The 11,053-nt window shown below is 34.0% G+C and carries 12 protein-coding genes, 1 tRNA gene and 1 pseudogene; all 14 read right to left on the reverse strand.

The features are described 5' to 3' along the window. Nucleotides 1-140 precede the first annotated feature (140 nt). Nucleotides 141-421, reverse strand: a pseudogene (locus B2S90_RS10980) (IS607 family transposase); the annotation flags it as partial. A gap of 56 nt (nt 422-477) precedes the next feature. Beyond that, nucleotides 478-1,320 (reverse strand): diaminopimelate epimerase, encoded by an 843-nt coding sequence (gene dapF / locus B2S90_RS02655; protein WP_286696506.1) that lies wholly within the window; start codon nt 1,318-1,320, stop codon nt 478-480. A 74-nt stretch (nt 1,321-1,394) separates the two neighbouring features. Beyond that, nucleotides 1,395-1,988: a L,D-transpeptidase family protein gene (locus B2S90_RS02660; RefSeq protein WP_279068757.1), complete on the reverse strand. Its 594-nt coding sequence runs from the start codon at nt 1,986-1,988 to the stop codon at nt 1,395-1,397. Nucleotides 1,989-2,276: 288 nt separating this feature from the next. Beyond that, complete coding sequence (locus B2S90_RS02665; protein WP_055233895.1) at nt 2,277-3,089, reverse strand: M15 family metallopeptidase; 813 nt, start codon at nt 3,087-3,089, stop codon at nt 2,277-2,279. Nucleotides 3,090-3,281: 192 nt separating this feature from the next. Then, a tRNA-His gene (locus B2S90_RS02670) sits at nt 3,282-3,358 on the reverse strand. A gap of 117 nt (nt 3,359-3,475) precedes the next feature. Then, nucleotides 3,476-5,098, reverse strand: coding sequence for a peptide ABC transporter substrate-binding protein (locus B2S90_RS02675; protein ID WP_278780838.1), 1,623 nt, complete (start codon nt 5,096-5,098; stop codon nt 3,476-3,478). Between the two features lie 96 nt (nt 5,099-5,194). Beyond that, nucleotides 5,195-5,701, reverse strand: coding sequence for an anaerobic ribonucleoside-triphosphate reductase activating protein (gene nrdG, locus B2S90_RS02680; protein WP_055234117.1), 507 nt, complete (start codon nt 5,699-5,701; stop codon nt 5,195-5,197). 23 nt (nt 5,702-5,724) lie between these two features. Then, nucleotides 5,725-6,453, reverse strand: coding sequence for an energy-coupling factor ABC transporter ATP-binding protein (locus B2S90_RS02685; RefSeq protein WP_279067381.1), 729 nt, complete (start codon nt 6,451-6,453; stop codon nt 5,725-5,727). Continuing rightward, nucleotides 6,450-7,154, reverse strand: coding sequence for an energy-coupling factor transporter transmembrane component T family protein (locus tag B2S90_RS02690; protein ID WP_286696507.1), 705 nt, complete (start codon nt 7,152-7,154; stop codon nt 6,450-6,452). The genes B2S90_RS02685 and B2S90_RS02690 overlap by 4 nt, the downstream gene beginning before the upstream one ends. Nucleotides 7,155-7,158: 4 nt before the next feature. Further along, entirely contained in the window at nt 7,159-8,145 is a 987-nt protein-coding gene (locus tag B2S90_RS02695; RefSeq protein ID WP_055234114.1) for an energy-coupling factor ABC transporter permease, read from the reverse strand. 1 nt (nt 8,146) lies between these two features. Beyond that, on the reverse strand, nt 8,147-8,947 hold the full coding sequence (larE, locus tag B2S90_RS02700; protein WP_279079425.1) for an ATP-dependent sacrificial sulfur transferase LarE: 801 nt from the start codon (nt 8,945-8,947) through the stop codon (nt 8,147-8,149). Continuing rightward, nucleotides 8,925-9,389 (reverse strand): nickel insertion protein, encoded by a 465-nt coding sequence (larC, locus tag B2S90_RS02705; protein WP_278780843.1) that lies wholly within the window; start codon nt 9,387-9,389, stop codon nt 8,925-8,927. The genes larE and larC overlap by 23 nt, the downstream gene beginning before the upstream one ends. Continuing rightward, nucleotides 9,364-10,161 (reverse strand): LarC family nickel insertion protein, encoded by a 798-nt coding sequence (locus tag B2S90_RS02710; RefSeq protein WP_278780844.1) that lies wholly within the window; start codon nt 10,159-10,161, stop codon nt 9,364-9,366. Before B2S90_RS02710 ends, larC begins: the two co-directional genes overlap by 26 nt. Beyond that, the gene (gene larB / locus B2S90_RS02715; protein ID WP_215656430.1) at nt 10,158-10,901 is read right to left on the reverse strand and encodes a nickel pincer cofactor biosynthesis protein LarB; all 744 of its coding nucleotides are present in this window, start codon (nt 10,899-10,901) and stop codon (nt 10,158-10,160) included. Before larB ends, B2S90_RS02710 begins: the two co-directional genes overlap by 4 nt. Nucleotides 10,902-11,053 lie beyond the last annotated feature (152 nt).

Raw genomic sequence — 11,053 nt, forward strand, 5'->3', positions numbered from 1 at the left:
CTGCATGAGTTCTCCATCTGATTCCTAATCTAATTATAGTACAAATGGAAAATCCATGCATCAAGTTCAGCTTCATGAGCGCCGTTTAATAGGCGTTAATAAAATTTAATTTTCGCTAACTTGTGGTTTGTGGGTATTCAAATTATGCTTTTAATTTTTTCCATTACTTCATCTAATAAATCGTTACACGGTTTCCATATTCTTCGATACACTGGTCTGCAATAATTCTTTTGTATTACCAAACTTAAAAATGTAACTTGATTTAGTAAATGATGATTATAAGTATAATAATGCCTTTAGTTTGGGTTCGGCTTGCCTTTAGAGTTCCTTCTATATCTCAACGTTATAATATCTTAACAGATACGCCTAAAAGTTCAGCAAAATCCTTTGGTTTATAATTTGTAATATTTGATGTGTTCATTTTGACGTTCTCCTTTGAGGGGATTTGAACACATTTAATCACAACAGTCAATATATTTAGTTACTTATATTTTCCTCCTTCAATGTACCTTCAAAAGTAGTCCTTGCAGGACCTGTCATAAATATCTTCTTATCACGGAGTTCAATCTGTAAATGACCTCCTAATAATTCTACATCCACTTTCTCATCACACTTGTTGTTGAGATAACTTGCATACATCACAGCACATGCGCCTGTACCACAAGCCATTGTTTCACCACTGCCTCTTTCCCATACACGCATCTTTAGATGTTGTCTATCAACAACCTTTACAAATTCTGTATTGACTGATTCAGGGAATAAAGAAGCATGCTCAAACTTAGGACCAATTGCTTCGATATCAAAATCAAGTGTATCTACATACTGGATGACATGCGGATTACCCATAGAAACAGCTGTACAATAATATGTATTGCCATCTATTTCAATAGGCGCATTCACCATCTCTACCTTAGAATAATTCACTGGAATATCAGAACATAGAGTAATTGGTTCACCCATATCTACACAGACACTTGTTACCTTTCCATCTTCTACATTCAATTCACAAGTTCTTATTCCTGCAAGTGTTTCAATCTTCAATGTTGTCTTATCAGTTAAGCCTTGATCGTATACAAATTTAGAAAAGCAGCGGATTCCATTTCCACACATCTTTCCTTCACTTCCATCAAGGTTGAACATACGCATTCTGAAATCACATGTTTCACTTGGTAAGATGATAATGACACCATCACTGCCAATACCTATATGACGATTAGATACCTTCTTGATAAATGTTTCATCTGTTGGAACATTCTGATTGATTCCGTCAAAGTAAACATAATCATTCCCGATACCTTCCATTTTCAAGAATTTCAACATTTTCTTTTACACCTTTCTTGTTCATACTCTGAACTTAATGAAAGTATAACACAAAATTATCATAGTGACACTAACTAATATTTATACAAATTATCATAAGAATCGATGATCATAATCGTCTTTTCATCAATAATAGTAAAGAGATATTTCACAATATCATGATGTAAGGCAACGCATCCCATTGTATAGTCATGTGTACCAAAACAATGAAAGAAATAAGCACTGCCCTTTCCTTTAATACATTCCTTATTATAATTAAAGAAGGCTGTGTATTCATAAGGTTTAGTATAATCTATCAAGTGTTCGTCATTCTCTTTTGTACAATGAGAATGGTCCATAGTCTTTTCATCCACAAACTCATTATAATATTGTTCACCACACCAATAATCATCTTCAGTAATCTGATGATAAGGCATTATTGTACCAGGATCTGGCGCAATACCCATGAGTTTACCAAAAGTATATTCACCTATAGGTGTTTGTCTTGCGCCTTCTTTTCCTTCACCCATGCCTCTTTGTCCAATAAGTGCTGGTGTTTGTAAGACAAGCTCCCATTTTTCCTCTTTCTTATAATAATAGAATGTCGCATGACTTGTATCATAATGATCGACACAAACCAAAAAGAGCTGATCTGTTTTCTTTGATGCTTTTAAAGAATCTATATCCATGTAAATCCCTCCCTCATCATTATATGAAAAAACAATCCGAAAATACAATTTCTTTCAGATTATTGACAAATTCAGATATTTAAAACCATCTATAAGTCCTGTTGTTCTTTTCACAGGTCTTTCTCATCAAATTGATGAGTCATTTCTATTATTACATCCCATTTATAAGAAATAAAAAAGTCGAAAGACCACAAATTTTCTTAATTGAAGTGTGGACACTTACGACATTAACTATACATGCAATTTTGTTTACTTACAGTCTAGAAAAGATAGTTTTTTATCTTCTTTTTAGTAATATCTAGCATAATATTCATCAAATGTTAATTGACTCTCTTCTACCTTTTTAGCTAAATCCTTACCAACATAACGAATATGCCATGATTCATAATGATACCCTGTCAAATCTTCTTTATCCTTTGGGTAACGTAGAATAAACCCATATTGACTTAATTGACTTAAAAGCCATTTATAGCAAGGGTGATTAACAACATCTTCATATTTGTATTGATCTAAAGCAACATCAAGTCCCAGACCTGTTGTATGCTCACTATGACCAGGACGTGAACATGTTTCATCGGCCTTTGCAACATCATAGGTTTCTACCATATGATTATAGATTTCTTTTTGCCAAAGTGTAGAACGATAGCCAGAAGTTACATATAACTCAAAGCCCTTTTGATAACAAGTCTCTTGTAAAGCAATAAAATCATCATATAAGACTTTTCGAGCAGTATGTTTACTATAGAGAAGACCATACTTTTTGGCTTTATTATTGATTTCTACAAGATCATCGGGCGCATAGTTTTCATCTAACTGATAATATTTATTCACAATTGTATTTAAATCATTAGGGTGTTCTTGTTTTATAATATGATCATAGAAATCATAATCACGATTCATATTTACAAGTGTAATGATTTCTTCTTTCGTTAGATGAGGATGCTTATTTTTATATAAATTATAACGTTTTTTATATTCTGGATGTTCATAACTTATAGTTTTTATTTCTTTCTTTACAGCTTTTTCTTTAGGCAAGAAAAAGAAAAAACAGATCAATAATGCAAAAACAAGTGTTATTAATAGAATTCTCTTCTTTTTCATAGAACAACCTCGATTTCTTCTTGTTAATCATTTATTCAAAACAATATACCGTTACAACATTTTCACTAAAATCAAAAGATAAGACTGCTCACATTAATTTATCAACAATATGAAAGGAAAGGAACTATATGAAAATACAGTTCCTTTATTTATATAAAATAAAAACTCTGGTAAACCAGAGTTATTTTTAAATGGGGCGGCTGATGGGGATCGAACCCACGAAATGCCGGAGCCACAATCCGGTGTGTTAACCGCTTCACCACAACCGCCATATCTCTCGTAAGAGACAAGTACGATTATATACAAGTCTTAGCTGTTTGTAAAGAGGAAATTTTAACTTTTTTTAAAGAAATTTAAAATCCCGAGATTTACCCGGGATTTGTATCTTATTTAGTCTTATGAATAAACTTGAATGTGAATGCTGAACCTAATGCAGCCTCATATACAATACCTGTATATTTCTTATTTTGTAATGATGCAGCACCCTTCTGGAATACCGGTAATACAGCATATTCACTCATACAGATATCTTCTGCCTGATAAAGCATCTGCCATCTCTTCTTAGCATCTCTTTCAGTAGTAGATGCCGCAATTAACTGGTCATACTTCGCATTGTTATATTTACCATAGTTATTTGAGTTACCTGTAGAAACAAGGTTCAAATAAGTAATAGGATCTGGGAAGTCTGGTCCCCATCTTGCACATGAGATATCAAAATTGCCTGATTTCTGACGTTCTACACGGTCTTTCTTAACAGTTGCAACCATTTCGATATCTAAACCTTTAAGTTTTTTGAAACATGCCTGTAAATATTCTGCTTCAGTATCTGCAGGTGTTTCATCTGTACCATAAAGCAATCTTAACTTTAATGAAGAAACACCAAGTTCTTTTAAGCCTTGATCAAAAGCAGCCTGTGCTTCTTTTAGATTATACTGAGTATAATCTTTACCTTCTGAACGATATTCTTTACCATCTGGTCCATAAGTGAAGTCAGCACTTACAAAACCATCTGCTTCTCTAGAACCATCCTTTAAGACTTTATTACATAAGTCTTTACGATCAATAGCTAGAGATAATGCTTTACGAATATTTGTATTCGCAAGTGCTTTATTGTTGAAGTTCAAATATAAATAATACATATAACCCTGTTTGAACTTTACAAGACTATCTTTACCTTCATACTTATCAACTAAAGCTGAGTTAATAGTCGCAAAATCAACTTTACCATTATCAAATGCCGCAGCTGCAGTCTTAGGATCCTGAACAAGATACATATTTAAACCATCTAATTCGATCTTATCTGCACCGTAGTACTTATCATTCTTTACAAAAGTGATCTTATTAGACTTAGTCCACTTAGTTACCTTGAATGGACCATTCGCAAGTAAATACTTTGCATCAGTGGCATATTTAGAACCACACTTTTCAACAAATTTCTGATTCTGTGGATAGAAGCATGGGAATGTCATGATTTCTAAGAAATAAGGACATGGCTGAGATAAAGTAACCTGTAATGTTTTCTTATCCTTTGCTTCAACACCTAGTTCTTTGATCTTATCACCAGCAGTTGTTCCAAGTTCAGCCAATTCATCTGCATTCTTAATACATGCACCTTCTTTACCGAAGATATAAGCATAACTACCTGCATTTCCAATTAACTTTCTCCATGAATAAACGAAATCATCTGCAGTCAAGTCATCACCATTAGACCATTTCGCATTCTTTCTAATAGTAAATGTATAAGTCAATCCATCATCTGACATCTTATAAGATGATGCAGCAGCTGGTACAAGCTTTGTACCACCCTTTGCAGTAATATCCATGAGTCCTTCACTAAATGCATGAATCGCATTAAATGAAACACCATCATCAGATACACTTGAATCTAGAGATGTTACATCTGCTTCACTTGAAAAGTTATAAATCGCTTTATCGTCGGAAGTAGAACCACATCCCACTAACATAGAAGCAGCCAAGGCTGCTGCCACTATAATCTTGAGACTTTTCATAAAAATCCCCTCCATTTATAATCTTTATAAATATTATTATACGCTAAAACGTTATCTTTTGTATAGGAAAATATTTATCAAATCAATAAGTTTTTATTATATCTCTTTGAACTCAACTAAAGTGATTTCTTTATTTTCTTTTGTTTTCTTAATATCAATAATTCTTTGATTAGAAGAACCTCTGAATTTGAGATTCGCATCTTTTAATTCATTCACAAATGGTCCATCTACTAATACATCTACATAATCAAGTAAAGGCTGTTTCCATTCCATAATTTCTTCATAAAGGAATGAAGAATAGACCCAGATAGATTTAGTAGGACATTCTTTTTTGATATGTTTGAGTAATTCTAAAATATCGTCTCTGTTTTCTTCTTCAAAAGGTTCTCCACCTAAAAGTGTGAATCCAGCAATATGGGGTTTGTTAATAAGTGTAATTAATACATCTTCTAATTCAGATGTAAAAGCCTTTCCTCCATTAAAATCCCATGTTTCCTGATTAAAGCAGAATGGACAATGACGATGACACCCTTGAGTATAAAGAGATACTCTAATACCTGGTCCATTCGCAATATCTACTTCTCTTATTTGTGCATAACGCATCTTTTTCACCTCACAGGGTTCTATTATATACTCTTTTGTCTACTAAATGAAAGAGGAAGCTCTAAACCATTTTCTTCAAGAAGCTTTTTATTTGTTAAGATGTCTTGAGTTGGTCCATCTGCAACAAGCTTTCCATTAGATAGTAATAAAACACGATCACATGTATCATAAATAAAATCTAAATCGTGGGACGCAATCAACATTGTATAAGGGAGTTCGTTTAATACGTTGATTAATCCACGACGATGTTTAGGATCTAATGAAACAGAAGGTTCATCAAATAATAGAATATCTGGACGCATAGAGAGGACTGTCGCAATGGCAGCTCTTTTTTTCTCTCCACCAGATAAGCGATAAATCTTTTCATGCTTCTTTTCCTGCATATGTACAAGATCTAATGCTTTATTGATGCGTTCTTCCAATTCTTCTCCCTGTAATCCTTCATTCATTGGTCCAAAGGCTACATCTTCATATACAGAAGACATAAAGAGCTGATTATCTGAATCCTGGAAGACATAGCCTATATGGGAACGAATGGATGCAAGGTTTTGATTGTTCATAGTTAAATCTGTAACTTTTAGTTCTCCCTGACCATTTTCTATTCCAATAATAGTTTTAAGAAGTGTAGATTTCCCTGCTCCATTGCATCCAATGAGTCCTACTTTTTCACCTTTTTGGATATGAAAATTCAAATCATCTAATATAATACGATTCTCTATATAAGAGAAAGAGAAATGATTCAGTTTAATCATAATACAACTCCTTTCAAGAATAGTAATAGTACACACATAATACCAAATGTAAGTTTAGATAACTTATAATCATATTTTTGTGATTGTAATGGCATTACACCTTTAAAACCTCTTAACATCATAGACTGATAGACATTCATAGCACGATCAATGGAACGAAGCATCATTGAACCAACTAATGTACCCCATGTCTTTATAGAAATACCCTTCTGCCCTGGTGCACGTAAACTATAGGCAAGCAAAGTTTTATCTGTTTCTTTAAAGAAAAGAATGAGATATCTTTGTATTAACATGATGACGACAATAAGAGGTTGAGGTATTTTTAGTTTAGATAATCCCATACAGAGTTCCTCCATAGATGTTGTGGTCATCAATATGTAAGAAAATAGTAAGGCAAATATTCCTTTTAATGCAAGCACAATAAAACTAGTGATTCCATATCCCTTAAAGAATAAGAAAGGTGTTCCCATAAAGAGTAATAAAGCCACTAATGGTTTGAGTTCTCCTAAACATTTGAATAAATTGATTTCTCCCAATAACGAAAATAAGAGTAATGGTAAAAACATCACCAAGATATATAAATCATGAATAGAATAAGAAGCAGTGATTATCAAATAAAGTAATACAATCAAAATCTTATAAGTGGGATGAATGGCAGAAAGAATGGTTGTACGCTTAGAAAGTGCATCAATTTGATGCACTCTCTTAATGGCTTTCTGTATGTTTTTCATGATAACGATGAATGAGCATATAGAGTCCTATGACGATTAAGACTCCAACAATTCCTGCAAACATCCCACCTAAGATTGATTCATGTCCTGAAATATTATAGTCAGGTAATAATGCAGTGAGTTCCTGAACACGCGAAGACATAGAATAAATAGCCCCTTTGTGTTGTAGTTCTGTAGAACCAGTTAACTGTAATATAGACCATTCTAATCCATCAGGGAAAGCACTAGCAAATATTGATAAGATACCAGCCACTGCGACAGAAAGACCACCAAAGAGTGCAAGAAGCTTCTTTTTAGATGTTTTTGCCAGTTTAGTTGTATGCCCCTGCCAGATCAGTTCTGGACGTGCTTCATAAATAAATGATAGAACTAAGCCTGTAATGATACCTTCTACCGCACCTATCGCAAGATGAATAGGCTGCATCACACCAATGAATAAGTTCCATGGGAGTGCTGTAATACCTGATAATTCTGTTTCTACAACTACTGAGAAGGCACCTAATTGTAAAGAGATGATAGAACCTAAGATAGAGGCAATCATCAAATTCTTCTTAGATAATTTTTTATTGATTATTGGCTTAAATATCAACATCGAAGAGATAAAACAGCCATAAAATGCCATATTCCATATATTACAACCTAGGGCAAGTAACCCACCATCCGCAAAAAGCAGACATTGTATTGCCAGTATACCTACCATCGTTAAAAAGCCTGCATAAGGACCAAGTAGTGCTGTTAACATGAGTCCTCCTGTTAAGTGTCCTGAAGAACCTGTTCCTGGGATAGTGAAATTGATCATCTGGGCTGCAAAGACAAAGGCACCCATAACTCCCATCATTGGGAGTTTCTGTGGATCATTTTCTTCTTCTAGTTTTTTAATTGAATAAATAGTCATTGCACCTGATGCCAGATACATCGTTGTCGCAACAGCAGGTGAGACTAAGGCGTCAGCCATATGCATATTATTTTTCCTCCAGTTTAATATCTTGACTACCGCTTCTAAATCCTTCTAGATCAAGTGTTACATAGTCGTATCCTAATTCCTTAATAAATAAGACAATCTCTTGACGGTAGTCCATACATTTCATAAAAGCATCCTGATCAATTTCTAAACGCACTAAGTCATTATGTATTCTTGCGCGTACATTATAGAAACCACATGCATGAAGATAATCTTCAATTTTTTCTACTTTACGCATTTCCTCGTAATTAAGTAATGTATGATAAGGAAATCTTGTTGCAAGACATGGTGAAGAAGGCTTATTAGCCGCTTTTAAATCATAATCAGCAGCCAATTCTCTAATTTCTTTTTTAGTCATATTAGCCTCTAAGAGTGGACTATGTAATCCTAATTCCTGAATTGCTTTGATACCAGGACGATATTGTTTTAAATCATCGGCGTTTGTACCTTCAAGAATAGTAGAAATACCTAAACTATGTGCGAGTTCCTTCACTTTAGTAAACATATACTTCTTACATAAATAACAACGATCTACAGGATTATTCTCTATTCCTGCACCTTCTAATTCATCTACATGAATCACTTTATGAATAGCCCCTAATTCGTCAGCTATTCGCTTGGCTTCATCTGCCTCCATCACAGGATGAAGCACTGTTTGAATAGTAACAGCATAGACATGCGTATGATATCTCTTTGATGCTTCAACGGCTATTTTTAATAAGAGTGTACTGTCTACGCCACCAGAAAAAGCAATCATAACATCTTCATGTAGATACTGATCAATGATGGCGACTAAATTCATAATAACTCCTTTCCAACAATTGATAAACATCAATAATAGATAAATTATGTTTTTCACTTAATAACTTCGCACTTTCATATTCAGGATAGGCTCTTATATTTCCTTCTATATTGACTACCTTAAATATAGCATCACCTAAAGGTGTAGAAATAGTTTCAAAAGTTCTTTGAAGAACTGTACGTTCCATGTAAGTACGTCTAATACCGATAGTGCTTGTTTCTTTGAAGATGATTGTTTCTAATTCTTTTCTTTTTTCTTCATCACATAATACATTGAGTAAATAAGCAGGTCTGTTCTTTTTCATTATCACAGGAATGTAATGAACATCTTTTGCGCCATGAGACATTAATAACTCCATCACATGACCTAATACTTCTCCTGTACTATCATCAATATTTGTTTCTAGCTTACATACCTTATTGGTGCCTGGGATCTGTTTCAATCAACATTGCACGAAGTAAGCTTGGTCTTTCATAAGCACGCTTACCTGCCCCTATACCTGTCTTTTTAATTGTAAAGGTAGAAGGAAGTGTATAAGATGTCACAATAGACGCAGCAATGGCAGCGCCTGTAGGAGTCACTAATTCACCTTTGATAGTATCAATATGAATAGGTAAATGATGACTCGATACAATATTATTCACTGCAGGAACTGGGATAGGCAGTGTTCCATGAGCACAATGTACAGTACCTGTTCCTTCATAAATAACCGGAATATAAACTTCATCAATCCCTAAATCATCAAAGCACACAGCTGCAGAAATAATATCTACAATAGAATCCACAGCACCTACTTCATGAAAATGGACTTCTTCAATAGAAGTACCATGGGCTTTTGCCTCTGCTTCACCTAAAATAGTGAAGATCTTTTTAGCCAATTCTTTAGCATGATCTGTCATTTGTGCATGATCAATGATATGTAAAATATCATGCAAGTGACGATGTTCATGATGATGGTGATGTTCATGATGTGTATGTTCACCATATAAGTAGTTCATATCGTGATCATGATTATCATGATCCAAAATAACATTAAAATCACAGACATCCAGTCCTGATTTATTGACTCTTGTGATTTCAGTTTTAAAACCAGCAAGAGGTAATGATGAAAGAACTTCTTCTAATACTTCTTTTGAAGCACCTAGATCAAGTAAGCTTGCGACAAACATATCTCCACTTATTCCAGAATAACATTCTAAATATAATTGATTCATTTTGATTCTCCCGTTCTATTAATCTGAGTTGCAATATAACCTGCACCATAGCCATTATCAATATTCACTACCGCAATACCATTGGCACAGGAATTAATCATTGTAAGTAAAGCACTGACACCATGAAAGCTGGCTCCATAACCCACTGATGTAGGTACTGCAATAACAGGACAGTCTACTAAACCACCTATGACACTTGCAAGAGCTCCTTCCATTCCTGCCACCGCAATAATACATCTTGCAGATTGCAGGATATCTAATTTAGATAATAAGCGATGAATACCACTCACACCTACATCATACAAACGTTCTACATGACTCCCAAAGAATTCAGCTGTCTGTGCAGCTTCTTCAGCCACATTAAGATCTGCTGTACCAGCACTACATACAACAATCTTCCCTTTATGTTCCTTTTCTTTTTCTATCTTAATAATATGTGATAATGGATCATATTCTAGTTCAGGAAATTCATTCTTTAAGAGTTCATATTGATGTTTTGAGGCTCTTGTCCCAAATACTTCTCCCTGCACCTCATAAAGTCTTCTCACAATACCGACTAAGTGATCATCTGCTTTTCCCTGGCAATAAATCACTTCCTGAAAACCTGAACGTATTTCTCTATTTGTATCTAATTTCGCATAGCCTAATTCTTCAAAAGCGGATTTCTTAAAGAATTGTTCGGCTTCTTCAACAGATAGTTCTCCTGTTTTTACTTTTTCTAGTATTTCCTTTGTTTCCATACAATCACCACCTTTATTAGGGTAACATTAAACCTTGGTTTAGTGTCAAATGTTTTGTATATTCATTATACAATGAGAAAAAAATAGTTCACAAGAAAACTTGTAAACTATCACTTATCTCATAATTATTTTAAGAATGAATGAACTACTTC

It is taken from the genome of Catenibacterium sp. UBA627 (genome assembly GCF_002299355.1).
GTDB lineage: Bacteria > Bacillota_I > Bacilli_A > Erysipelotrichales > Coprobacillaceae > Catenibacterium > Catenibacterium mitsuoka.

Bases quoted from the DNA above. Each gene is read 5' to 3' on its own strand.
- dapF (WP_286696506.1), bottom strand. From the start codon at position 1,320: ATGTTGAAATTCTTGAAAATGGAAGGTATCGGGAATGATTATGTTTAC.
- B2S90_RS02660 (WP_279068757.1), bottom strand. From the start codon at position 1,988: ATGGATATAGATTCTTTAAAAGCATCAAAGAAAACAGATCAGCTCTTT.
- B2S90_RS02665 (WP_055233895.1), bottom strand. From the start codon at position 3,089: ATGAAAAAGAAGAGAATTCTATTAATAACACTTGTTTTTGCATTATTG.
- B2S90_RS02675 (WP_278780838.1), bottom strand. From the start codon at position 5,098: ATGAAAAGTCTCAAGATTATAGTGGCAGCAGCCTTGGCTGCTTCTATG.
- nrdG (WP_055234117.1), bottom strand. From the start codon at position 5,701: ATGCGTTATGCACAAATAAGAGAAGTAGATATTGCGAATGGACCAGGT.
- B2S90_RS02685 (WP_279067381.1), bottom strand. From the start codon at position 6,453: ATGATTAAACTGAATCATTTCTCTTTCTCTTATATAGAGAATCGTATT.
- B2S90_RS02695 (WP_055234114.1), bottom strand. From the start codon at position 8,145: ATGCATATGGCTGACGCCTTAGTCTCACCTGCTGTTGCGACAACGATG.
- larE (WP_279079425.1), bottom strand. From the start codon at position 8,947: ATGAATTTAGTCGCCATCATTGATCAGTATCTACATGAAGATGTTATG.
- B2S90_RS02710 (WP_278780844.1), bottom strand. From the start codon at position 10,161: ATGAATCAATTATATTTAGAATGTTATTCTGGAATAAGTGGAGATATG.
- larB (WP_215656430.1), bottom strand. From the start codon at position 10,901: ATGGAAACAAAGGAAATACTAGAAAAAGTAAAAACAGGAGAACTATCT.